This window comes from Nocardioides renjunii (assembly GCF_034661175.1).
GTDB lineage: Bacteria > Actinomycetota > Actinomycetes > Propionibacteriales > Nocardioidaceae > Nocardioides > Nocardioides renjunii.
This window is the reverse complement of record NZ_CP141058.1, coordinates 851,217-874,465: the sequence shown is the minus strand read 5'-3', so window position 1 is coordinate 874,465 and position 23,249 is coordinate 851,217. Positions and strand designations below refer to the sequence as shown.

The following is a 23,249-nucleotide window of genomic DNA, read 5'->3' as shown; positions in this document are numbered from 1 at the left end:
GCCCTCCGGCTGACGGGCCGAGCCGTCCTCGTAGGGTCGAGGACATGGAGTACGTCGTCTACGGAGCCGGTGCCGTCGGTGGGGTCATCGGCGGGCACCTCCACCTCGCGGGCCGCGGGGTCACGCTGGTCGCCCGCGGTGAGCACCTCGCCGCCATCCGTGCAGGCGGACTGGTGCTCGACGCCGGCGACGGCCGGCACCGCATCGACGCGCCGGCCACCGACACCGCCGCCGAGGTCGCGTGGACCGACGACACCGTGGTGCTCCTGGCGGTGAAGTCCCACCAGGCCGCCGCGGCGCTCGCCGACCTGCGCGCGCACGCGCCCGCGGACACAGCCGTCGTCTGCGCCACCAACGGCATCGCCACCGAGCTCGCCACGCTCCGGCTCTTCGCGCGGACGTACGCCGTGTGCGTGATGCTCCCCGCCACGCACCTCGAGCCGGGCGTCGTGGTGGCGGGCTGCCACCCGACGACGGCCATCCTCGACATCGGCCGCATCCCGCACGGCACGGACGCCACCACCGCGGCCGTGGCGGCCGACCTCCACGCCGCCGGCATCGCCTCGGAGGAGCGCGCCGACATCATGGCGTGGAAGCGGCGCAAGCTCCTGCTCAACCTCGGCAACGGTGTCGACGCCTCCTTCGCCCAGGACGAGGCCGCCGACGAGCTCGCCGAGCGGGCGGTCGCCGAGGGCGAGCGCGTGCTCGCCGCCGCCGGCGTCAGCCTGGTCACCGCCGAGGAGGACCGGGAGCGGCGCGGGTCGGTCCTGCAGCGACGCACCGACCTCGAGCGCCGCGGCGGGTCCACCTGGCAGAGCCTCACCCGCGGCACCGGTGACTCCGAGATCGACTACCTCGGCGGAGAGATCGTCCTGCAGGGCCGCCTGCTCGGCCTCCCCACCCCGGTCAACGAGGCCGTCGTCGCCGCCACCCGGCACCTCGCCCGCACCGGCGGCGAGCCCCGCAGCCTGCAGGCCTCGGACGTCCTCGCCCGCCTCTGAACCCCCGGCGGGCGGTGGGTGAGGCACCTTCTGCCGCCCCGAGAACCTGCCTCACTCACCGCTCGGGCAGCGCCGCGGTGTCGTCGTACGCACGAAGGCCCGCCACCCCGTGGGGGTGGCGGGCCTCGCGATGGTGCAGGTGACCCGGATCAGGCCTTGGTCTCGTCCTCGGCGTCGGCCTCGGCGGCCGGCTCCTCGGTCGACTCCTCGGTGGACTCGGACGCGGTGTCCGCGGTCTCGACCTCGGCGGCGTCGCCCTCGGCCTGCGGCTCGACGGCCACGACCTCGGTCTCGCCGTCGACGTTCTCCGCCTCGACCTCGGTCGGGGCGGCCTCGGCCGGGGCAGGCTCAGCAGCAACCGGAGCGGCCGCGGCCTGGGTCTTCCTGTCCGACGGGGCCTTCGGGCTGTAGGCCTCGGTCACCAGCTCGATGACCGCCATGGGGGCGTTGTCGCCCTTGCGGGGGCCGATCTTGGTGATGCGGGTGTAGCCACCGGGACGCTCGGCGAACGTCGGCGCGATCTCGGTGAACAGTGTGTGGACGACCGACTTGTCGCGGATGGTCTTGAGGACCTCGCGACGGTTGTGCAGGTCGCCCCGCTTGGCCTTGGTGATCAGCTTCTCCGCGACCGGGCGCAGCAGGCGCGCCCGGGTCTCGGTGGTGGTGATCCGGCCGTGCTCGAACAGGGCGGTGGCCAGGTTCGAGAGCATCAGGCGCTGGTGGGCCGGGCTACCGCCGAGGCGGGGACCCTTCTTGGGCTTGGGCATGGTGGTGGTTCCTTCTCTCGGGCCGTGTCAGGTACCCGGGTAGACGACCCCGGTCAGGGCCGATTTGGGTGGTGGAGCCGAGGTCAGAGCTGCTCGTCCTCGATGAACGCGTCGTCGTCGTCGTCGCCGTAGGCGGCGAGGGCGGCGTGCGGGTCGAAGCCGGGCGCGCTGTCCTTGAGCGAGAGGCCCATCTCGACGAGCTTGGCCTTCACCTCGTCGATGGACTTGGCGCCGAAGTTGCGGATGTCGAGCAGGTCCTGCTCCGAGCGGGAGATGAGCTCACCCACGGTGTGGATGCCCTCGCGCTTGAGGCAGTTGTAGCTGCGGACCGTGAGCTGCAGGTCCTCGACCGGCAGGGCCAGGTCGGCGGCGAGCTGCTCGTCGACCGGCGACGGGCCGATGTCGATGCCCTCGGCCTCGACGTTGAGCTCACGGGCCAGGCCGAACAGCTCGACGAGCGTCTTGCCGGCCGAGGCGATCGCGTCGCGGGGACGGATCGACGGCTTGGTCTCGACGTCGATGACGAGCTTGTCGAAGTCGGTGCGCTGCTCGACACGCGTCGCCTCGACCTTGTAGGTCACCTTCAGCACGGGGCTGTAGATCGAGTCGACCGGCATGCGGCCGATCTCGTTGTCGGCGCCCTTGTTCTGCACCGAGGAGACGTAGCCGCGGCCGCGCTCGACGACGAGCTCCATCTCCAGCTTGCCCTTGTCGGACAGCGTGGCGATCTTCAGCTCGGGGTTGTGCACCTCGACACCGGCGGGCGGGGTGATGTCGGCGGCGGTGACGTCACCGGCACCGGACTTGCGCAGGTACATCACGACCGGCTCGTCGTGCTCGGAGGACACCACGATGCCCTTGAGGTTGAGGATGATCTCGGTCATGTCCTCGGTGACGCCCTCGATGGTCGAGAACTCGTGGAGGACGGAGTCGACCTTGATGCTCGTGACCGAGGCACCCGGGATCGAGCTGAGGAGCGTACGCCGCAGGGAGTTGCCGAGCGTGTAGCCGAAGCCCGGCTCCAGCGGCTCGATGACGAACCGCGAGCGGAACTCGTCGACGGTCTCTTCCGTGAGGGTCGGGCGCTGAGCAATAAGCACGGAGGTTTTCCTTTCCGGATCCACCCACTATTTGACGGATCCGAACCTGATGGAGTTGGCGGAGAAGAGGACTTGGAAGAGCGGGCGCCGGTGGCCGTCCGATGTCTCGGACGACCACCGGCCGTGAGTCACTTCTTGGAGTAGTACTCCACGATGAGCTGCTCCTGGACCGGCACGTCGATCTGCGCGCGGACCGGGACCTGGTGGACGAGGACGCGCATCCGCGACGGGATGACCTCCATCCACGCGGGGACGACGCGCTCGCCGTGGGTCTCGCGAGCCACGATCAGCGGGGTCAGCTCGAGCGACTTCTCGCGCACGTCGATGATGTCGTGGTCGGTGACCTGGAAGGACGGGATGTCGACCTTCTTGCCGTTGACCAGGAAGTGGCCGTGCACGACGAGCTGGCGGGCCTGGCGACGCGTACGGGCGAAGCCGGCGCGGTAGACCACGTTGTCGAGGCGGCACTCGAGCAGCTGCAGCAGGTTGTCGCCGGTCTTGCCCTGGCGGCGGCTGGCTTCCTTGTAGTAGCGGACGAACTGCTTCTCCATCACGCCGTAGGTGAAGCGAGCCTTCTGCTTCTCACGGAGCTGCAGCAGGTACTCGGACTCCTTGATGCGACCGCGGCCGTGCTGGCCGGGGGCGTACGGACGCTTCTCGAAGGCAGCGTCGCCACCGACGAGGTCGACACCGAGACGGCGCGACTTGCGGGTCATGGGACCGGTGTAGCGGGCCATGTGTCAGTCTCTCTTTCTCAGTCTCGGGTCAGACGCGGCGGCGCTTGGGCGGCCGGCATCCGTTGTGGGGAGTGGGCGTGACGTCCTGGATGGTGCCGACCTCGAGGCCGATGGCACCCAGCGACCGGATGGCGGTCTCGCGGCCCGAGCCCGGGCCCTTGACGAAGACGTCGATCTTCTTCATGCCGTGGTCCATCGCCCGACGGCCGGCGGCCTCGGCGGCCATCTGCGCGGCGAACGGGGTCGACTTGCGCGAGCCCTTGAAGCCGACGGTGCCGGCGGAGGCCCACGAGATGACGGCGCCGGTCGGGTCGGTGATGGTGACGATCGTGTTGTTGAACGTGCTCTTGATGTGGGCTTCGCCCTGAGCGACGTTCTTCTTCTCCTTGCGGCGGACCTTCGTCGCGCGGCTCTTGGGAGGCATTCACTAACTCCTGATGAGGTCTGGTCGAAAAGCTTCTGGGAAGAGTGCGGTGATCACTGCGCCGGGGCGCAGGTCACTTCGCCTTCTTCTTGCCGGCGACGGTGCGCTTGGGGCCCTTGCGGGTGCGCGCGTTGGTCTTGGTGCGCTGGCCGCGGACCGGGAGGCCCATGCGGTGGCGGCGACCCTGGTAGCTGCCGATCTCGATCTTGCGGCGGATGTCCGCCTGAACCTCACGTCGGAGGTCACCCTCGATCTTGAAGCTGGCTTCGATCTCGTCGCGAAGCTTGACCAGCTCCTCGTCACCGAGCGTGTGGACCCGGGCGTTCGGGTCGACGCCGGTGGCAGCCAGGAGCTGCTGGGCGCGGGTACGGCCGATGCCGTAGATGTAGGTGAGCGCGATCTCGATGCGCTTGTCGCGCGGGAGGTCGACACCAACGAGGCGTGCCATGTGGCGTTTCCTTGTCTGTTCGTCGCTTTGGTTTCTGGTCGTGTCGCGTCTCATCCCGCCTCGGGTGAGCTCCGGCCAAAGCGCCGGAGGTGGATTCGGTCAGGCGGTGCCTGGCCTAGCGATCACGTTGTGGGTTTCAGTTGGTGCTGTGGTCCTGCTGGGGTTCAGGCCCGCTTGCCGCAAGCGGCTGCGCGGCTCGCTCGGTCGCTGTGCCCGGGCTGCGCCCGGTCTCAGCGACCTCACATCACCCTTGCCGCTGCTTGTGGCGGGGGTTCTCGCAGATGACCATGACCCGGCCGTGACGGCGGATGACCTTGCACTTGTCACAGATGGGCTTGACGCTGGGGTTGACCTTCATGTCAACGAATCCTTGCTACTCGGCTGGCTGGACGCTGACCGACGAGTCCCTCGCGGGGATCGGTCACTTGTAGCGGTAGACGATCCGACCCCTGGTGAGGTCGTAGGGCGAGAGCTCCACCACCACGCGGTCCTCGGGGAGGATCCGGATGTAGTGCTGGCGCATCTTGCCGCTGATGTGGGCGAGCACCTTGTGTCCGTTGGCGAGCTCCACACGGAACATGGCGTTGGGAAGGGCCTCCACGACGGTGCCCTCGATCTCGATCACGCCTTCTTTCTTCGGCATGTCCTCCACAATCTGTTGTCTGGTTGTCTACCGTGGCCCGGGAACCGCCCGGCTCCTGCGAGCAGGAGACCGGTGGACCTCGGGGGCGGATCCGGGAGCCTCTTCCCGGGCACGCTCCGCACCGTCTGGGACGAGTCGGAGGCGTTTGCGGGCAGCCGCGAGGCACCACGAAACACAGCCCACGTTGGGCCGACGCACCAGTTTAGTCAGGCGTCCCTCGAGAACGCCAATCTGCGAGCCTGCGCAGCCGGGCGGCACGGCCGGGCGTGTGCCGTGGCTCCCCCGCGCCGTCCGCCTGGCCCCCAGCAGCGGCGTCCGCAGCCCCGTCCGCAGCGGTGCCAGTGGCGGACGGGGCGGCCGCGGCGGCCTGCCCCCGGCCGCCCGGGCGCAGCGAGCGGAGGCTGACCGCGGCGCGGACGCGCTGCCACCGCCCGACCTCGCGCGACATGGCGCGGCGCTCGGCGTCGACCGACTCCCAGTAGGTCGTCGCGGAGGCCACCTCGGGCGTGCGGGGCCCGAACACGAAGCTGTCCGCGCGACGGGCCAGCGCGCCGGCCTGGCCGGAGACGATGCCGGCGGACTGCTCGCGACGGGTGACGCTCGGTCCCAGCGGCACGACCTGGCCGAGGTCACGGGCGTGGTCCACCAGCTCGCGCCACGCGCCCACGAAGCGCGCCGAGGCGGAGTCGGCGCTGCGGCGGCGGTGCCGGCGCCACGCCTTGATGCCGACCACGGCACCGAGGAGCAGCGCGACCACCAGCAGCGGCACGCCGACGTAGGTCAGCACGACCCCGAACCACCCCGGCACGTCCGGGATCAGCCCGTCCTCCTCGTCCTGCTCGGCCTTCTTGCGGGTGGCCCTGCGCTCCTTGAGGTCGGCGTCGCTCTGCTCCCCCGCGTCCGACGGCGGCGGGATGGGGTTGGGCGGAGGGATGACGGTGCCGGACATCGGGGTGTTGGTCTCGGGGACCTGGTCCGCGGGTGGTGTGATCGGCGTGAACGACTCGGTCGGCAGGGTGCGCCACGAGCCGTCTGCGGCGCGGAGCTCGACCCACGCCGCGACCTCCTTGCCGGTGACGCGGCCGCCCTCGGGCACGACCGCACCGAGGACGACGCGGGCGGGTACGCCGATCTCGTTGGCGATCAGCGCCATCGTGGCGGCGTACTGCTCGTCGTTGCCGACGATCTGCGGGGCGTTGACGAACTCGTCGGAGAGCCGCCAGGAACTGTGCCCGGCGACGTAGACGCGCTCGGTGCGTCCGACGCCGTCGGAGTACTTGCCCTCGCTCCGCAGGTGCTCGGCGGCGGCCAGCACCCGGTCCATGGGGTCGGTGCCGGCGCCCTCGGTCCACTTCTCCGTCGGCTGCTGGATGAAGGCGGCCGCCGGGGACAGGACGGTCGGCTCGGCCGAGCCGACCGTCTCCTCGGTCAGCTCGTCGTCGGGCTCGACCGCGGTGAAGGTGTAGCGGTCGCCGGGCTGCAGCCCGGTGGGGACCACCGCCGTCGAGGTGGCCAGGTTGTAGCGGAAGACCTCGGCCTTGGCGCGCGCGTCGGCGGTCTCGAAGGACATCGACCGCAGCGCCCCGACCGTGGGCAGCCAGACACCGCTCCAGCCCTCGCCGAGGGTGATCGTGACGTCCACCTCCTCACCGTCGACGGGGTTGTCGATGGTGGAGGAGACGCGCTGGAAGGAGTCGTCGGCCGGGCCCGGGAGGGCGTTGTCGGTCGCGCCCCACACCATGCCGTCGTAGCGGTCCATGGCCGCGAAGCGGACGAGGGTGCCGGCCGGCACGCCGTCGACGTCGAGCAGCGTCTTGTCGTAGACGTTGGTCGGGTCGGTGCGGCCCTTGAGGTCGACGTACTTGCGGAACCCGGCCAGCGGCGAGGGGTAGCGGCCGATGTCGAAGGGCGGCTCGACCCAGTTGCGGGCCACCGCCCGGCGGTCCTCGTCGCCGGCGATGACACCGCTGGCGGGCAGGGCGACGCCGGCGGCCAGCGCCAGCATCGCCAGGGCGCCGGCGCCGCGGAGCCAGGAGGTGCTGCCGCCCTGCACCGACGCGCTGGCGCGACGCGCCCGCAGCGCGAGCCAGGCCAGCGACAGCGCGGCGAACACGGCCCCCTGCACCACCAGTGACTGGGGACGGCGCACACCCAGCACGATCGCGCCGGACAGGACGACCGTCATGCCGATGACCGGGAGCGCGGCGGCGAGCCAGGCGCGGCGCACCGGCAGCCCGGCGAGCGCGAGGCCGACCAGCCCGGCGAGCATCCCGGCCATCCACGGGAGCACGAGGAGCGGGCCCTCGCCGTCGATCGGGGGCAGCGTCGTGAGCAGGTCCTTCCACCCGAACACCGCCTGGTCGGCCACCCGGCCCAGCGTGGACGCGCCGGGGAGGAACGACGTGTCGCCCAGCGAGCGCAGGCACAGCGGCCCGCCGAGCAAGAAGAAGAGCACCAGGCAGATGACCACGGCCGAGACGATCGGCCAGCCGGCCGCACGGGTGAGGTGGGTGACGACGACCGCGATGACCGCGCCGAGCATGCCGACGACGAGGTAGGTCGAGCCGGTGAACGAGGTGCCGAACGAGCTCAGCACCACCGCGGCCAGCACGAGCGTGAAGCCGATGTCGGTCCAGGTGTGCCGGTCGGGCAGCAGCGCGTGGGGGCGTACGCGGGTGCGGGTGCCGGTGCTGCCGGAGCCGGGACCGCGCTCCCGGGCGGCGTGGCGGGAGGCCGCGCGGGTCGACGGGCTCATCGCACGCTCCAGCGCAGGAGGCCGCCGAGGTCCTCCTTGGCGGCCAGGTGCAGGACCGGCAGACCGCCGGTCTCGGTGACCCGGCTGTTGCCCGCCGGGTCGACGACGATGGCGAAGCGGCGCACCTCGGGCGGGAACGCCGCGGCCGAGCGGAGCAGGTCGGTGAACGGCGCCTCGCTGCCGCTGACGAAGAAGGCGAGGCTGGTGTCGGGCGCGAGCATGCTGGCCTGCCGGCCCGACTCGACCAGCCCGCGCTCGCCCGTCTCGGCACGGCAGACCGCGTCGAGCGCGAGGTGGCCGTCGGAGCCCGACGAGGCGGAGGCGCCGCAGACGAACGAGACGTCGAACTCGTCGAGCACGGCGCGGACGGCGATGGAGGCGGCGACCGCCATCGCGGTCTCGAAGTCCTCGGGGTCGGCCCAGGCGGAGAGCCGGTCGTCGACCACGATCGTGGCGTGGCTGCGCCGGGTGTCGAGGTACTGGCGCACCAGCAACGACGACTCACCCGTCGAGGCCATCACCTTGGCCGAGGAGCGCCAGTGGATGTGGCGCAGGTCGTCGCCGGGGACGTACTCGCGCAGCGCGTGGAAGGCGAGGTCGCTCTGGCTGACGGCGTCGGTCGAGACGCCCTCGAGATCGCGCAGCAGGCCGGCGCCCAGCGACTCCATCGGCACGAGGTGCGGGCGCACCAGCACCTCGCGCACCGGCGTCCACACCACGTCGCGGGAGAAGATCCCGACGGGGTCGCCGCGCCGGGTCATCGCCGGGCCGACCGGGATGACACCGCGCCGCTCCGTGCGGATGGTGAACGACTCCTCGTGGGTGGCGCTCGGCGCCAGGGAGCTGATGCCGTAGCGGTGGATCGCGGAGCCGACCGGCACCTCGAGCGTGGTGGGGACCAGGCGGGAGGAGGCGCGGTTGACGACGATGACGCCGGCGGCCACGGACTCCCCCGCCGCGACCCGCTCGGGCTGGAGCCGCAGGTCGACGGAGACGGAGGTGCGGCCGACGAGGAAGGGCAGGGCGAGGACGAGCAGGGCCAGGCAGGCGCAGCCGAGGACGGCCAGCTCACGCCACAGCGTGACGCTGGCGACCAGGAGCGCACCCAGGCCGAGCCCGAGGATCAACCAGCCGATCGGCTTGATCACCTCGAGCGCATCGTTCAACCGCTGCCTCATGGCCTGGGTCAGACCCCCACGCGGTCGGTCGGGGGTGCCACGGCGTCGAGCAGGCGCGAGATGACCGTCTGCACGTCCACGCCGCTGAACTGCGCCTCGGCGTCGAGCAGCAGGCGGTGCGAGAGCACCGGCTCGGCCAGGTCCTTGATGTCGTCGGGGACGACGTGGTCGCGCCCGTCGGCAGCGGCCCACGTCTTGGCGACGCGGACGAGGGCCAGGCAGCCGCGCGGCGACAGGCCGAGCTTCACGTGGGGCTGGCGGCGCGACTCCTCGGCCAGCTCGGCGACGTAGCCGATGACGGCCGGGTCGACGTAGACCTGGTCGGCCAGGCCGCTCATCTGGGCGATGGTCGCGGCGGTGATCACGGGGGTCACCAGCGCGGCCCGGTCGCGCACGGCGGCGTTGTTGAGCAGCTCGACGGTGGCCTGCCGGTCGGGGTAGCCGACCGACGTCTTCATGAGGAAGCGGTCGAGCTGCGCCTCGGGGAGGCGGTAGGTGCCGGCCTGCTCGATGGGGTTCTGGGTGGCGATGACCAGGAACGGCTTGCCGACCGGGTGGGCGACGCCGTCGACGGTGACGCGGCCCTCCTCCATCACCTCGAGCAGCGCGGACTGCGTCTTGGGCGAGGCCCGGTTGATCTCGTCGGCGAGGACGATGGTGTGGAAGATCGGGCCCGGGTGGAACTCGAACGTGCCCTTGTGCTGGTCGTAGACGGTCACGCCGGTGACGTCGGAGGGCAGCAGGTCGGGGGTGAACTGGATGCGGGCGTGGCTGCCCTGCACGGTGTTGGCGAGGGCCCGCGCGAGCATCGTCTTGCCGGTCCCGGGGAAGTCCTCGAGCAGGACGTGGCCCTCCGAGAGCAGGCAGGTCAGCGCCAGGCGTACGACGTGACGCTTGCCGAGGACCGCCTTCTCCATGTTGTCGGTGAGCTGGTCGAAGGTGGACCTGAACCACTCGGCCTGTTCGGGGCTGATCGTCATGTGCTGTTCCTGTCGCGGGGTGGGGCAGGGCGGGGCGGTGAGGGGGGATCGAGGGCGGGATGGGGCGGCCGTGCCGGCGCCGGGTCTACCAGGTCTGGGAGCCGCTCGACGTGCGCTGCCAGAAGCCGTTGCCCTGGCAGGTGACGGTCGCTCCGCCGCCGCTGGGGGCGTACCAGTCGGTGTCCTGGGTGTTGGTGTTCTGCCCGTTGGCGCCGAAGGAGTAGGTGCGCCAGCCGGTGTAGCCGTTCCAGGTCATGCTCACCCGGCAGGTGAAGCCCTCGTAGAAGCCGTTGACGTTGAACCGGATGAACCCGCAGGACTCGACCTCGCACGGCGGCGGCTTGCCCGAGCCGTTGCCCTGCCAGCAGTTGTCGTCGGGGCTGTCGTTGTCGTCGCGGCAGGCCGAGAGCTTCTCCACGCTGACACCCGGCTGCGGCACGCCGCTCCGGGCGCGGTCGTCCTGGTAGGTCTCGCCGCGCCCTCCGGGCGAGGAGTCGCGCAGGCGCACCTCGAGCCGGGTCTCCTGGCCGAAGTCGGCCGTCGTGGTCGAGATCGACTGGCTGAAGGCACCGACCCCGCCGAGCTGGATCGTCGGCTGCTGGGCGCCGTCGATCCAGTAGGCCAGCTCGGCCGGGTCGCCGTTGCTGGAACCGGTCACCGTCCAGGTCACGGTCTTGCCGTTGACCACGGGGTCGCTGATGTCGCTGAGCATCCCCTCGAGGCGGCCGTAGGTCTGCACGTTCTGCACGCCGCTGAGCGTGCAGCCCGTGGGCGCGCGCTCGTTGCACACCCGGAGCTGGACGGGGTAGGGCTGCTCGTTGCCGGGCGTCGGGATCCGGGTGGTGAAGGAGCCGGTCTGCTGCCCGAACTGCTTGACGACCCCGCCATTGACGAGGACCTCGACCTTGCTGACGTTGCCGCGCGAGTCGGGGACCGTGTAGCGGACCTCGGCCTCCTGGCTGGCGCCGGTCGCGAACACGTCGAAGCTGCCCCACGGCGCGGGCCGGCCCACGGCCTGGATCGCGGTGCCCTCGCTCGGCTGGGAGCGCTTGCCCGGCTCGTTGGCGGCCACCACCCGGTAGGTGTAGGTGGTGCCGTCATAGGGGATGCCGGCGTGGGTGCAGGACAGCGCCACCAGCTTCTGGCAGCCGGGCACCGTGCCGGACGACGTGCCGTTGGAGTAGCTGACGGTGTAGGAGGTGGGTCCCGGCCCCTCGGGGAGCACGGCCTGCCACGCGATGCGGACGGAGGTCTGGTTGGCACCCGACTCGAGGTCGGCGACGGCCGGCGCCGCCGGCGCCGGAGGCGTGCCGAGCGGCTGCATCTCGACCGACGTGCGGGGCGCGGAGTAGTCGACGACGTTCTGGGCCTTGACCGTGAACGCGTACTGGGTGTTGTTGTCGAGGCCGGTGGCGGTGTAGCGGGGGTTGTCCCCGGCGACGACGCCGACCGGGCCACCGGGCCACGTGATGGTGTAGTCGAGGATCCGCGAGGTGTTGGTGGTCGGCTTGTCCCAGGCGATGGTGATGTAGCCGTCGCCCCGGTCGACCATCCGGATGTTCTCGACGCGCCCCGGCGCCGTGTCGGCCCGGGCCGTCTTCGAGAGACCGCTCCAGTCGCTCTTGCCGACGCGGTTCACGGCCTGCACGCGGAAGCTGTAGTTGCCGCCGTTCTTGAGCTTGCGGAAGACGCAGACGTTGGTGTCGCACCGCTGCGTGGCGCCGGTCTTCTCCTCGCGCACCAGGTAGTGCAGGATCGGCGCGCCGCCGTCGTCGCGCGGCGGCGCCCACGACATCTCCACGGCGCCGATCTGGTCGGTGCGCGGGAACGGACGCGGCTCGCCGGGCGCCTCGGGGGTCCCGACGACCTGGAACTCGATGCGCCCCTCGGCGGTCCGCGAGGCGGGCGGGTCGTCGGACGAGACGTCGCTGACCACCAGCCGGAAGCTGGCACGGGCGCCGCGGGCGTCGTCGGTCGCCGTCAGCGTCAGCCTGCCGCCGTCGGCCGACGCACGGACACCGGGGTTGCCGGTGCTCTGCACGGAGACGATCGTGGGGTCCGGGTCGGACACGCCGGCCTCGAGGTAAGAGCCGACGTCGTAGCTGCGGCTCTGCCCGGCCTCCATCGTCTCGACCCGGATGGGCAGCAGCCTCGGGGACGGCGCCTGGGCCAGCTGGAAGCGCACCAGCTGGGTGTTGCTGTCCCCCGCCTGCACCGTGAGGGCCGCCTGGCCGCCCTCGGTCGCGGTCTCCGCGGCGGTCACCGACACGACGGAGCCCTCGGGGCTGCCGACAGCGAGCCCGTCGAGGGGCTGGCTCCAGTCGGCGGTGTAGGAGAGCCCGGCCGCGTCCCGGGGGTCGAGGGTGAAGACCTTGCAGAACGTGGCGATGTCGAGGGCGTAGTCCTGCCCGGCCGAGATGGGGACGACCGTGGAGGGGCACGTGAGCTCCGGCTTGTCGTCACCCACCTGGACCGGGATGGAGAGCAGGACCGTCGCACCGTCGTCGGTGGTGGAGGTGTCCTCGTTCCCGCTGGCGTCGGTCGCCGAGGTGACCTCCACGAGCACGGCACCCGGTCCGCGGAACGCGGCGGGGGCCGACAGGGTGAAGCGGTTGTCGCCGTCGGGACCGACCGCGAGGGACGTCGGCGAGGCGGACCACGAGCGCCGACCCGACGCCAGGCGCACCTCGGCGTCCCCGGGTGCCGCGACGTAGTCGGAGAGCTTGCCCGTCGTGGTGGCACCGGGCTCGAGCTCGATCAGGGCGTCGTCGACCACGTAGGGCAGGCCGTTGCCGGTGGGCGGGATGTAGACGGATGCGACGGCCACGGCGCCGTCGGCGTCACGGACCTCGAACGGCAGCACCTTGGGCGCCGCCCCGCGGTTGGCGCGGACCTCGACGCCGTCGACGACACGCGCCGAGTCGTCGCCGCTCACGTCGGTCACCTCGAGGCCCTTGGCGGGCCCGTCGGGGTCGTAGGCGCCCTCGAGGACGTCGACCACGACGCTGCCGCTGTCGTCGGCGCGGCCGAAGGCGTCGTAGACGATCGGGGGGTTGTTGAAGCCCTCGGCCGTCTGCAGGGTCATCGTGGCGCGGGACTCCTGGAGGCCGTTGGTCACGCGGTAGACGACCACCACCGGCGGGGCCGTGAGCTCCCCGGGGGCGGGCACCGACACCAGGTTGGTCCGGGGGTCCAGCTCGACGCCCGCCGGGGCGTCGACCAGCTCGACCTCCACCGAGTCGCCGGCGGCGATGAAGTCGTTGGCCAGCGGGTCGAAGGTCGCCGTCCTTCCGGGCTCGACCGTGAGCCGGTCCGCGACCGCCAGCGGCGGCTGGGGCTGGCCCACCTCGACGACCGCGATGCGGACGGTGCCGGTGGCGAAGGCGCCCTGCGAGTCGACGAGGGAGTAGGTGAACTCGTCGGTGCCGACCGTGCGGGGGTAGGCCTGGTACTCGAGGAAGTTGCCGCCGTAGGAGACGATCCGGCCCAGCCGGGGCGCCGAGGTGATGCCGGTGACGGTGACCGGGTCGCCGTTGCGGTCGACGCCGACGCCCGGGACGCGGACCTTGATCGCGTCGCCGGCGACCACGCGACCCTCCAGGGTCGGCGGCTCGGGCGGGTCGTTGGGGTCGTCGGCCGGCACGACGGTCACCGAGAGGACCCCCTGGGCTCGCTTTCCCTCGAGGTTCTGCGCGACGTAGGTGACGGTGTAGGTGTCGCGCTCCTCGACCTGCTCGGGGGCGACGTAGCGCACCACGCGACCCGAGACGAACGCGCGGCCCACGTCACCCGTGACGTCGATCGGGGGGACGACCTCGAGCTGGCCGGGCGTCTCGCTGTCGACCAGGTCGTTGAGCAGCGTCAGGCGGTCGCCGGCCGGGGACACGTCGTTGTCGAGGACCGGGGCGGCCACGGCGCCGCCTGCGCGCACGACCACCTTGTCGGCCGCCGTGATCGGGGTGTTGTCCGCGGGCTGGGGGCGCTGGGTGACGACGACCTCGCCGCGGACGCCGGAGCTGGCCCCGTTGCTGATCGTGTAGGAGATGGTCTGCGTGCGGGGCGACAGCGCCGGCTGCACGGCGGAGATCCGCAGCCACCGACCGTCGATGATCGCGACGTCGAGCTGCCCCTCGCGGTCCGCGGCGGCACGCTGGACCACCAGCAGGCCACCCGCCGGGTCGAGGTCGTTGGCCAGCACGTCGACGATCCCGGGCGCCTGGCCGAAGACGGTCAGCGTGTCGGGCATCGCCACCGGCTCGGCGGCACGCTTGGGCTTGGGCTTCACGTCCACGCGAACCGTGCCCTGGTCGAGCGGGGCGTTGCCGTAGGCCGCGTCGTAGCTGAGGAAGTAGGTGCCGGCGCGCTCCCCGGTGAAGGTGAGCTGTCCCCCGTCGAGGTCGGAGACGATCCTGGCGTTGGGCTGCTGGGGCACCTTGCCCCCGAGCGCGAGCTCGGCGTCGGGCGTGTTGGGGTCCGAGCCGGGCAGGTCGTTGAGCAGGGGGCGGATCTTGATCGGCTTGCCGACCTCACCGCGTACGACGTCGGGCTCGGCGCTCGGGGCGAACGCCTTCTGGTCCTTGGGGGCCTGCACCTGGAAGCTCAGCGACTTCCGCACCGGCGTCGAGCCGTCGGTGACGGCGAAGTCGACCCGGACCAGCTGCGGGCCGGACGCGGCGGTGGTCGGCGCGGTGAATCGGATCCGGCCGTCCGAGGTGGTGCGCGCAGCAGCGCCGTTCTGCGCTCCGTCGACCGCGACGGCGGAGTCCAGGAGCAGGGTGTCGCCGTCACGGTCGTCGCGCCAGTCGGCCAGGACCGGGACCGACAGCGCGCCGCCGTGGGGCACGCGGTAGGTCGGCTTGCGGTAGCCCTCGCGCAGGTCCGGCGGCTCGTTCTCCTCCTGGCCGCGGACCTCCACGTCGACCGTGGCGCTGGCCGACAGGCCGTTGCGGCCGTCGTCGATGACGTAGTCGAACGTCGCGGGGCGCGCCTCCTCCGGCATCTGCAGCACGAGGGTCTGCCCGTCCGGGCTGATCTCCACGCGGGCGCCGCCGGAGGGCTGGACGACGTCGACGATGCTCAGCAGCCGGCCCTCGGGCGCGGAGTCGTTGTCGAGCGGGTGCAGGACCGTGGTGCGACCGGCGCGCACGCCGTAGGAGTCGGGCTTGGCGCGGGGCGGTCGCCGGTCGGCGTCGGTCTCGTTGTCGTTCTGGTCGTCGTCGTCGTCCTTCTGCTTCTTCGACGTGAAGGCGTCCCAGTTGTCGATGCGGGCCGGCTTCTCCTGCTCGACGTCCCACACCGCCCCGCTGTCGGCGTCGTTGAGGACGATCTCGCCGCGGTTGACCCGGAACGCCAGGCTCGTCGCGTCGCCACCGAGGGACCTCTCGTTGACCTCCTGGGCGCCGCACTGCACCGCGAGCGCGCCGACCCCTCCCGACCAGGCCCCGAAGACGCACGCGCCGAGCCGGACCGGCTCGACCGGCTCGCCGGACTGGGTGGACACGGTCGTCGTCTCCCCCGTGTCGAGGTCGACGCTGAGCAGCCCGTCGGCCGCCGCGACCAGCACGGCGTCGTAGGCGGGTCCGGGCTGCTGGAGGACGCTGCCGGGCGGGACCGTGGCCTCGGCGCCGTCGAGGACCCGCAGCACCCCGGCGTCCTCGTCGAGGGTGACCACGCGCTCGCCGACCGTGGTCACCGACGAGACCTGGCCGGCGGCACGCGGGAGGTCGCGCGTCACGGGCTCGCCGAGGACGGTGTCGTCGGGGGCGAGCGTGGTCACCGTGCCGTCGACGGCCGACGTGGCCACGACGGTGCCGGTGGTGCTGACCGCCAGGGCGGCCTGCTCGCCGACCTCGGCGAGCGGGTCGGCCTGCCGGTCGACGGCGCTCACCACGGGCTTGCCGAGCTGGTCGTCGTAGCGGACCGCCCAGATCGCACCGGTCTCGGCGTCGACGCTGGCGAGGGTGCCGCCGGCCATCTGCACGTCACCGAGCGTGGGGACCGCGGCCGCGCCGCCGTCCTGCAGCTCGAGGCGACTGGTCTCCAGCGCCTGGCCGCGGGCGGCGTCGGTGTTGAGCGTGACGACGGCCGCGCCGTCCTGGACGACGTCGAGGCGGGCCTTGCCGTCGGGGTTGGGCACGACGCCGTCGAGCTGGTTGACGGGCTTGTTGAGCCGGCCGGACCAGCCCTTCTTGCCGTTGACGACCCACACGCCGCCGTCGTTGAGCTCGGCCTCGTGGGCCTTGTAGCCGCTGGCGGTGACGGCGTAGGCGACGACGGCTCCGGCAGCGACGCTCAGCGCGAGGCCCGAGGCGATGCCCGCCCGGTGTCGACGCACGAACGTCGCACGTGCCACGCCAGCCCCCCTTGGCCCCCGCGGATGACGTGCGCCCGCCGCACTCACCCAGAGGAGGGTAAGTATGGAGCGACGTTACGACAAGTCGGGACTGCCTGCGCCGGAACGGCGCGATGGGTGATGATGGAGCGGTGGGCGCGTACGAGGGGAGCCGACGTTGATCGTGGAGGCGAGGTACGCCGGGGGGACCGGTGTGCTTCTGGGCAGCGGGGCCCACTGGGTGCTGCTGACCGACCCCGGTGACGAGCAGGTCGTCCAGGAGATCTGGGACGTCCTGGCCATGACCGCACCCTCCGGATCCTCCGTCGTGGAGCGGGTGATGGCCATCGTCGAGAAGTCCTTCGCCGGCGATCCCCCGGGGCTCGCCCTCGTCGACTTCACCTCTGGGGCCTCCACCGCGCTGTCACGCGGCGCCGGGCACGTACGCCTCGCCGGTCCGTCGCGCATCCTCAGCCTCGACGGCGGCGACGACCCCGACCGCCTGGTCCCGACCCGGCGCCTCGTCGGCGGGGTGGTCGCCGCGGACCGCGTCGAGCTCGCGCCGATCTCCACCCGCACCGCCCCACCTGCCCAGCCGACGGCGCAGGCGACCGCACCCGCCGCGCCGGGAGGTGCGCTCATCGACGGCATCCCGGCCGCGATCCTCGCCGCCAAGGGCCCCGACGGCCCTCCCCCGCGCACCCGCACGCGCCGCCCGGTCGAGGACACCGGGTCGCTGATGGACACCTCGGAGCCCGACCCGCTGGCCATCCAGCGCATCGAGGAGGGCTCCCACACGACCATCCGGCCGGCGTCCGCGCCGCACCGCGCCCCCGAGCCCGGTCCCGCCCCCGACGACCACGACGGCTCGACCTCGATGCGCCCGGCGCACCTGTCCCACAGCACCGCGCCGACCGTGCTGGCGGTGAGCTGCCCGCTGGGCCACCTCACGCCGCCCGTCTCGCCGCAGTGCCGGGTCTGTCACCAGCGGGTCGCCCCGCAGGAGCCGCGTCGCGTCGAGCGACCGTCGCTGGGCGGGCTGCGCCTGCCGACCGGCGAGGTCGTGCCGCTCGACCGCGGCGTGATCCTCGGCCGCAAGCCCGCGCCCGCCGAGGGCAGCACCGACTGGCCCCACCTCGTCCACCTGCCCGCCGACCACTCCTTCGTGTCCCGGAGGCACCTGCAGATCGAGCTCGACGGCTGGGACGTCGTGGCGCGTGACCTCGACAGCCGCGGTGGCACCACCGTGGCCCCGCCCGGTCGCGACCCGCAGCGGATGCGGCCCGGCGACGCCTACGTCCTCGAGCCGGGCACCGTCCTCGACATGGCGCACGTCTACGCCGTGCGGTTCGAGACCGGAGCGGTCGCCCGGTGAGCGCCCCTGACATCCCCGGGTTCGCGTTCGTCGAGCACCTGGGCAGCGGCGGGTTCGCCGACGTCTTCCTCTACGAGCAGCAGTGGCCGCGCCAGCGCGTCGCGGTCAAGGTCGTCCGGCCCGACGTGCCGCTCACCGACCGGGAGAAGTACCTCTTCACCGCCGAGGCCAACGCGATGGCGCGACTGGCCGACCACCCCTACATCGTCTCGGTCATCACCGCCGGCGTGACCGCCGAGGGCGGCCGCCCGTTCCTGGTGATGCGCTACTGCCCGCCGCCGGACCTCGGCATCCGGGTGCGCTCCAACCCGATGGCGCCCGTCGACGCGGTGGCGACCGGCATCAAGCTCGCGAGCGCCATCGAGACCGCGCACCGCTCGGGCATCCTGCACCGCGACATCAAGCCCAGCAACGTCCTCGTGACGACCTACCACGAGCCGGCCCTGACCGACTTCGGCATAGCCGGCCACATCGCCGACATCGAGGGCGACAACGACGTCCGCATCTCCTACCCGTGGTCACCACCCGAGCTGCTCGACGGCCGCAGCAACGGCTCGGTCGCCTCCGACGTCTACTCCCTCGGCGCGACGATCTGGCACCTGCTCGTCGGCCGCTCGCCGTTCTCCATCCCCTCCGGCGACAACTCCACGCGGGCGCTGAGCGCGCGGATCCTGCACGCCGCTCCCCCGGCGACCCAGCGGCCCGACGTCCCACCGGCGCTCGACCGGCTCCTCCAGCAGTGCCTCGCCAAGCGCCCCGAGCACCGTCCGGCGAGCGCCCTGGAGCTGGCCCGCGCCCTGCAGCGGATCGAGTCGGCCGCCGGCTGGGCCCGCACCTCCGTGGCGGTGGAGGGCGACCGCCCCGACGCCTCCGTCATGGCGCCGGAGGTCCCGGAGGCGCCCGAGGACGCCACCGCGATGAAGCCGGTGACCGTGATCTCGGCCAGCGGCCCGCGGCGGATCGCCGCGCAGGTCGCCGAGCCCGCCACCGACGAGGACGACGACACCGGCCGCACCTCCACGCTGGTGTGGGCCGGCATCGGGGCCGCGGTGGTGGCGCTGGTCGTCGGCTTCCTGCTGGTCCGCGGTGACGGGCGCGGCGAGGACCCCGGCGTGGTCGTCCCGACCGAGTCGCAGACGCCGGCCGACGTCGTGCCCGACGTGCTCACCGAGGCGCCCACGCTCACCGGCAGCCGCACGGCCCGCGGCGTGCTGTTCGAGTGGCGACCGCCCGTGCCCCTCGAGCCGGGCGACTCCTTCAGCTACTACCGCGACGACACCCGGACCTACGGCAGCACCCGGCAGCGACAGCTGCTGGTGCGCACCGACGAGCCGGTGTGCCTCGACCTGCGGATGACGCGGGGGTCCGACAACTCCCCCAGCGACAGCCAGTGCGTGACCTGAGCGGTCGAGCCACGCTCAGTCGTCCTCCCAGTCGCGGCGCGGACCGGTGGCCGCGTCCTGCTCCTCGGGGCTCATCCGGCTCGAGACCCACAGGGACAGCACGGCCGTCACGGCGAGCGTGGCGATGATGACCACCAGCGAGAGCCAGATGGGGATCTCGAGCCACGCGTAGTCGAGGTGCTCGCCACCGTTGATGAACGGCAGCTCGTTCTCGTGCAGCGCGTGGAAGAAGAGCTTGACGCCGATGAACGCGAGCAGGAACGCCAGGCCGTAGGACAGGTAGATGAGGCGCTGCAGCAGCCCGCCGATGAGGAAGTAGAGCTGGCGCAGCCCCATCAGGGCGAAGATGTTGGCGGTCAGCACCAGGTAGGGCTCCTTGGTGATGCCGAAGATCGCCGGGATCGAGTCGAGCGCGAACAGCAGGTCGGTCGTGCCGAGGGTGATGATCACGATGAACATCGGCGTGATCATCCGCTTGGCGTTGCTGTCGTGGACGAACAGGCTCTTGCCGTGCCACTCCGAGGTCGCCGGGAAGCGGCGCTCGATGAAGGCGACCAGCTTGTTCTCCTCGAACTCGTCGTCCTCGTCCTCGCCGCCCTCCTTGGCCAGCTTGAACGCGGTGTAGACCAGGAACAGGCCGAACAGGTAGAACACCCAGCTGAACTGCTCGATCGCCGCCGCGCCGACCGCGATGAAGATGGCGCGCATGACCAGCGCCATCACGATGCCGATCATCAGGGCGTACTGCTGCAGCTCACGCGGCACGGCGAACTTGGCCATGATGATGATGAAGATGAAGAGGTTGTCGATGGAGAGCGAGTACTCCACCAGCCAGCCGGAGTAGAACTCCAGGGCGTACGTGCCGCCCGAGGTGTACCAGACACCGAGCCCGAACAGCACGGCCAGGCCGACGTAGATCGAGAGATAGGTCGCGCACTCCTTCATGCTCGGCTCGTGCGGCCGGCGGCCGACCACGGCGAGGTCGAAGGTAAAGATCGCGAGGGTCACCACGCCGGTGGCGATCCAGACCCAGGTGGGGACGTCCACTCTGTTGCTCCTAGGGATGAGGCGAGTCGGAGTCCGCGCAGCACGCGGACGCCGGAGGTCTCTTCCGCTCGCGCGCCGTGGGACAACAGCAGTGCGGCGAACCAGTGGCACCGGACGCCGCTCGCGCGGACGCCGTACTGACGACACCACTGCCGGGGAATACTCCCCTCCAACGCAGGCCAGTCTCCCACGCCCGCCCGGTGGCGGGCGAAACGGGACTCAGCGTCCGCCGAATGGGACGCCGAGCGCCCCGAGGCGGGCCTCGCCGCCGTCCACGGCGGTGAGCACCCACGCCCCCCGCTCGGTCACGGTGAAGGTGTGCTCGAAGTGGGCGGCGAAGGAACCGTCGACGGTGGCGACCGTCCACTCGTCCTCGAGGAGGTCGGTGTGCTTGCTGCCCAGCGTGACCATCGGCTCCACGGCCAGGGCGAGGCCCTGGACGATCGAGGGACCGCGGCCCCGTCGGCCGTAGTTGGGCACGTTGGGGGCCATGTGCATCTCGGTGCCGATGCCGTGGCCGGTGTAGTCCTCGAGGATGCCGTAGCGCCCCTGCGCGCGCACGTAGGTCTCGATCGCGTGGCTGATGTCCGTCACCCGCCCGCCGAGCCGCGCCGCGGCCATGCCGCGCCACAGGGACTCCTCGGTGACCCGGAGCAGCTCGCGCACGTCGTCGGCGACCTCGCCGACCGGGACGGTGATGGCCGCGTCGCCGTGCCAGCCCTCGACGATGGCGCCGCAGTCGATCGAGACGACGTCGCCCTCGACCAGCGCGCGGGCACCCGGGATGCCGTGCACGACCTCGTCGTTGACCGAGGCGCAGATGGTGGCGGGGAAGGGCGGCTGGCTGTAGCCCTTGAACGACGGGACGCCGCCGTGGTCGCGGATGTGGGTCTCGGCGAGCGTGTCGAGCTCCAGCGTCGTCACACCCGGTCGGACAGCGTCACGGAGCAGCTCGAGGGTCTCCCCCACGAGCCGCCCGGCGACGCGCATCAGCCCGATCTGGTCGGGGGTCTTGATCTCGAGCCCGCGGTCCCGGAGCGCCATGGGTGGCTCAGCTCTGCGGGACCACGTCGAGGGCGTCGAAGATGCGGGTCGTCACGTCGTCGACCTCACCCATCCCGTCGACCTCGATGCAGATGCCACGACCGCGGTAGACCTCGATGAGCGGCGCGGTCTGCTCGGCGTAGACCTCCTGGCGGCGACGGATCACGTCCTCCGTGTCGTCGGCGCGGCCGTCGGTCTGCGCCCGGTGGAGCAGGCGCTGGACGAGCTCCTCGGGGTCGACCGTCAGCACGACGACCGCGTCGAGGCGGTGGCCGGTGAACGCGATCATCCCGTCGAGCTCGGTGACCTGGGCGAGGGTGCGCGGGTAGCCGTCGAGCAGGAAGCCGGGCTTGGCGTCGTCCTCGTCGATCCGGTTGCGGACCATCTTGTTGGTGACCTCGTCGGGGACGTACTCACCGGCGTCCATGTAGCGCTGGGCCTCGATCCCCAGCGGCGTGCCCCGCGAGACGTTGGCGCGGAAGATGTCGCCGGTGGAGATCGCCGGGACCCCGAAGTGGTCGGCCACGAAGCGGGCCTGCGTGCCCTTGCCCGCACCCGGCGGGCCCATGAGGATGAGTCTCATCTACTTCAGGAATCCTTCGTAGTTGCGCTGCTGGAGCTGGCTCTCGATCTGCTTCACCGTGTCCAGCGCGACGCCCACCATGATGAGGATGGACGTGCCACCGAACGGGAAGTTCTGGCTGGCGTTGATCGCGGCGAAGGCGATCAGCGGCACCAGCGAGATCAGGCCGAGGTAGAGAGCTCCGGGGAACGTGATGCGGGACAGGACGTAGGACAGGTAGTCCTCGGTCGGCTTGCCCGCCCGGATCCCGGGGATGAAGCCGCCGTACTTCTTCATGTTGTCCGCCACCTCGACAGGGTTGAAGGTGATGGAGACGTAGAAGTACGTGAAGAAGATGATGAGGGCGAAGTACATCGCCATGTAGAGCGGGTGGTCGCCGCCGACGAGGTAGGTCCCGATGAAGTCGAGCACCGGGTTCTGGCTCTCGGGGTTGAACTGGACCGCCATCGCCGGCAGGTAGAGCAGCGACGAGGCGAAGATGACCGGGATGATGCCGGCCTGGTTGACCTTGAGCGGGATGTAGGTCGAGTTGCCGCCGAACATCTTGCGTCCGACCATGCGGCGGGCGTACTGCACCGGGATGCGGCGCTGCGCCTGCTCGATGAAGATGACGCCGGCCACCAGGATCAGGCCGATCACCATGACGACGCCGAAGACGACCCAGCCCTGCGAGGTCTGGACGCTCCACAGGGCCGCCGGGAAGGTGGCGACGACCTGGGTGAAGATGAGGATCGACATGCCGTTGCCGATGCCGCGGTCGGTGATGAGCTCGCCGAGCCACATGATGACGGCGGTGCCGGCGGTCATGGTGACGACCATGACGAGGAAGGTGCCCGTGCCGTTGTCGTGCAGCAGGTCGCGCTCACAGCCCTGGAGCAGGGCGCCGTTGCGGGCGAGCGCGACGATGCCGGTCGCCTGGAGCACGGCGAGGCCCAGCGTCAGGTAGCGGGTGTACTGGGTGATCTTCGTCTGCCCCGCCTGGCCCTCCTTCTTGAGCGCCTCGAGCCGTGGGATCACCACGACGAGCAGCTGCAGGATGATGGAGGCCGTGATGTAGGGCATGATCCCCAGCGCGAAGATGGTCAGCTGGAGCAGCGCGCCGCCGGAGAAGAGGTTGATGAGGCTGTAGAGCCCGCCCTCCTCCAGCTGGTTGATGCAGGCCTGGACGTTGGCCACGTTGACACCCGGGGTGGGCACCTGAGAGCCGAGCCGGAAGATCGTGATGATCAGCAGGACGAAGAGCAGCTTGCGCCGCAGGTCCGGCGTCCGGAAAGCGTTGGCGAACGCGCCTAGCACTGGTTCCTCTTTCGTAAGGGTGCCCGGCCCAGGATCAGGCGGGCGGACGAGAGGCCCCTCACCGCTGTGGGGCGGAGGGCCCGGGGAAGCCTAACAGCCGGTGTTCGACCCGCTTCCCGGGTAACGACGAAGGCCCG

At 71.5% G+C, this 23,249-nt stretch carries 18 protein-coding genes; 3 read left to right on the top strand and 15 right to left on the bottom strand.

All coding sequences use genetic code 11. The features are described 5' to 3' along the window. Nucleotides 1–44 precede the first annotated feature (44 nt). Nucleotides 45–1,001: a ketopantoate reductase family protein gene (locus SHK17_RS04115; RefSeq protein ID WP_322921145.1), complete on the top strand. Its 957-nt coding sequence runs from the start codon at nt 45–47 to the stop codon at nt 999–1,001. A 149-nt stretch (nt 1,002–1,150) separates the two neighbouring features. On the opposite strand, the gene rplQ is transcribed toward SHK17_RS04115, so the two are convergent. The 11 genes from rplQ to SHK17_RS04060 form a co-directional block, all read right to left on the bottom strand. After that, nucleotides 1,151–1,768, bottom strand: coding sequence for a 50S ribosomal protein L17 (gene rplQ / locus SHK17_RS04110; RefSeq protein ID WP_172269923.1), 618 nt, complete (start codon nt 1,766–1,768; stop codon nt 1,151–1,153). 83 nt (nt 1,769–1,851) lie between these two features. Further along, nucleotides 1,852–2,868 carry a DNA-directed RNA polymerase subunit alpha gene (locus SHK17_RS04105; protein ID WP_121141540.1) on the bottom strand — a complete coding sequence of 339 codons (1,017 nt, stop codon included), beginning with the start codon at nt 2,866–2,868 and terminating at the stop codon, nt 1,852–1,854. Nucleotides 2,869–2,996: 128 nt separating this feature from the next. Further along, nucleotides 2,997–3,605 (bottom strand): 30S ribosomal protein S4, encoded by a 609-nt coding sequence (gene rpsD / locus SHK17_RS04100; RefSeq protein ID WP_172269921.1) that lies wholly within the window; start codon nt 3,603–3,605, stop codon nt 2,997–2,999. Between the two features lie 28 nt (nt 3,606–3,633). Then, nucleotides 3,634–4,029, bottom strand: coding sequence for a 30S ribosomal protein S11 (gene rpsK / locus SHK17_RS04095; protein WP_056906616.1), 396 nt, complete (start codon nt 4,027–4,029; stop codon nt 3,634–3,636). A gap of 73 nt (nt 4,030–4,102) precedes the next feature. Then, nucleotides 4,103–4,477, bottom strand: a complete 375-nt coding sequence (rpsM, locus tag SHK17_RS04090; RefSeq protein ID WP_172269919.1) for a 30S ribosomal protein S13 — start codon at nt 4,475–4,477, stop codon at nt 4,103–4,105. 244 nt (nt 4,478–4,721) lie between these two features. Next, nucleotides 4,722–4,835 carry a 50S ribosomal protein L36 gene (rpmJ, locus tag SHK17_RS04085; protein WP_004008316.1) on the bottom strand — a complete coding sequence of 38 codons (114 nt, stop codon included), beginning with the start codon at nt 4,833–4,835 and terminating at the stop codon, nt 4,722–4,724. 63 nt (nt 4,836–4,898) lie between these two features. Continuing rightward, the gene (infA, locus tag SHK17_RS04080) at nt 4,899–5,120 is read right to left on the bottom strand and encodes a translation initiation factor IF-1 (RefSeq protein ID WP_056599768.1); all 222 of its coding nucleotides are present in this window, start codon (nt 5,118–5,120) and stop codon (nt 4,899–4,901) included. A 202-nt stretch (nt 5,121–5,322) separates the two neighbouring features. Beyond that, the gene (locus SHK17_RS04075) at nt 5,323–7,875 is read right to left on the bottom strand and encodes a transglutaminase-like domain-containing protein (protein ID WP_322921143.1); all 2,553 of its coding nucleotides are present in this window, start codon (nt 7,873–7,875) and stop codon (nt 5,323–5,325) included. Further along, complete coding sequence (locus SHK17_RS04070; protein ID WP_172269915.1) at nt 7,872–9,053, bottom strand: DUF58 domain-containing protein; 1,182 nt, start codon at nt 9,051–9,053, stop codon at nt 7,872–7,874. Before SHK17_RS04070 ends, SHK17_RS04075 begins: the two co-directional genes overlap by 4 nt. A gap of 8 nt (nt 9,054–9,061) precedes the next feature. Next, a complete protein-coding gene (locus tag SHK17_RS04065; RefSeq protein WP_172269913.1) occupies nt 9,062–10,033 on the bottom strand; it encodes an AAA family ATPase in 972 nt (323 codons plus the stop codon). 85 nt (nt 10,034–10,118) lie between these two features. After that, nucleotides 10,119–16,385, bottom strand: a complete 6,267-nt coding sequence (locus SHK17_RS04060; RefSeq protein ID WP_322921142.1) for an Ig-like domain-containing protein — start codon at nt 16,383–16,385, stop codon at nt 10,119–10,121. Between the two features lie 193 nt (nt 16,386–16,578). On the opposite strand from SHK17_RS04060, the gene SHK17_RS04055 reads away from it, so the two are divergent. Together SHK17_RS04055 and SHK17_RS04050 are read left to right on the top strand one after the other, a co-directional pair. Continuing rightward, entirely contained in the window at nt 16,579–17,739 is a 1,161-nt protein-coding gene (locus SHK17_RS04055) for an FHA domain-containing protein (protein ID WP_322424883.1), read from the top strand. Then, nucleotides 17,736–19,142: a serine/threonine-protein kinase gene (locus tag SHK17_RS04050; RefSeq protein WP_322424884.1), complete on the top strand. Its 1,407-nt coding sequence runs from the start codon at nt 17,736–17,738 to the stop codon at nt 19,140–19,142. Before SHK17_RS04055 ends, SHK17_RS04050 begins: the two co-directional genes overlap by 4 nt. Before the next feature lie 15 nt (nt 19,143–19,157). Here SHK17_RS04050 and SHK17_RS04045 read toward each other — a convergent pair whose 3' ends face one another. From SHK17_RS04045 to secY, 4 genes are all read right to left on the bottom strand, one after another. After that, nucleotides 19,158–20,189 carry a TerC/Alx family metal homeostasis membrane protein gene (locus tag SHK17_RS04045; RefSeq protein WP_172269905.1) on the bottom strand — a complete coding sequence of 344 codons (1,032 nt, stop codon included), beginning with the start codon at nt 20,187–20,189 and terminating at the stop codon, nt 19,158–19,160. A gap of 219 nt (nt 20,190–20,408) precedes the next feature. Then, nucleotides 20,409–21,233, bottom strand: coding sequence for a type I methionyl aminopeptidase (gene map, locus SHK17_RS04040; protein ID WP_172269903.1), 825 nt, complete (start codon nt 21,231–21,233; stop codon nt 20,409–20,411). Nucleotides 21,234–21,240: 7 nt separating this feature from the next. Next, nucleotides 21,241–21,816 carry an adenylate kinase gene (locus SHK17_RS04035; RefSeq protein ID WP_172269901.1) on the bottom strand — a complete coding sequence of 192 codons (576 nt, stop codon included), beginning with the start codon at nt 21,814–21,816 and terminating at the stop codon, nt 21,241–21,243. After that, the gene (secY, locus tag SHK17_RS04030; protein WP_172269899.1) at nt 21,817–23,112 is read right to left on the bottom strand and encodes a preprotein translocase subunit SecY; all 1,296 of its coding nucleotides are present in this window, start codon (nt 23,110–23,112) and stop codon (nt 21,817–21,819) included. It lies immediately after the preceding gene. Between the last annotated feature and the right edge of the window lie 137 nt (nt 23,113–23,249).

What these genes read in the sequence shown, in the direction of transcription:
- SHK17_RS04115 (WP_322921145.1), top strand. Translation starts at nt 45, where the DNA reads ATGGAGTACGTCGTCTACGGAGCCGGTGCCGTCGGTGGGGTCATCGGC.
- rplQ (WP_172269923.1), bottom strand. Translation starts at nt 1,768, where the DNA reads ATGCCCAAGCCCAAGAAGGGTCCCCGCCTCGGCGGTAGCCCGGCCCAC.
- rpsD (WP_172269921.1), bottom strand. Translation starts at nt 3,605, where the DNA reads ATGGCCCGCTACACCGGTCCCATGACCCGCAAGTCGCGCCGTCTCGGT.
- rpsK (WP_056906616.1), bottom strand. Translation starts at nt 4,029, where the DNA reads ATGCCTCCCAAGAGCCGCGCGACGAAGGTCCGCCGCAAGGAGAAGAAG.
- rpsM (WP_172269919.1), bottom strand. Translation starts at nt 4,477, where the DNA reads ATGGCACGCCTCGTTGGTGTCGACCTCCCGCGCGACAAGCGCATCGAG.
- rpmJ (WP_004008316.1), bottom strand. Translation starts at nt 4,835, where the DNA reads ATGAAGGTCAACCCCAGCGTCAAGCCCATCTGTGACAAGTGCAAGGTC.
- infA (WP_056599768.1), bottom strand. Translation starts at nt 5,120, where the DNA reads ATGCCGAAGAAAGAAGGCGTGATCGAGATCGAGGGCACCGTCGTGGAG.
- SHK17_RS04075 (WP_322921143.1), bottom strand. Translation starts at nt 7,875, where the DNA reads ATGAGCCCGTCGACCCGCGCGGCCTCCCGCCACGCCGCCCGGGAGCGC.
- SHK17_RS04070 (WP_172269915.1), bottom strand. Translation starts at nt 9,053, where the DNA reads ATGAGGCAGCGGTTGAACGATGCGCTCGAGGTGATCAAGCCGATCGGC.
- SHK17_RS04065 (WP_172269913.1), bottom strand. Translation starts at nt 10,033, where the DNA reads ATGACGATCAGCCCCGAACAGGCCGAGTGGTTCAGGTCCACCTTCGAC.
- map (WP_172269903.1), bottom strand. Translation starts at nt 21,233, where the DNA reads ATGGCGCTCCGGGACCGCGGGCTCGAGATCAAGACCCCCGACCAGATC.
- SHK17_RS04035 (WP_172269901.1), bottom strand. Translation starts at nt 21,816, where the DNA reads ATGAGACTCATCCTCATGGGCCCGCCGGGTGCGGGCAAGGGCACGCAG.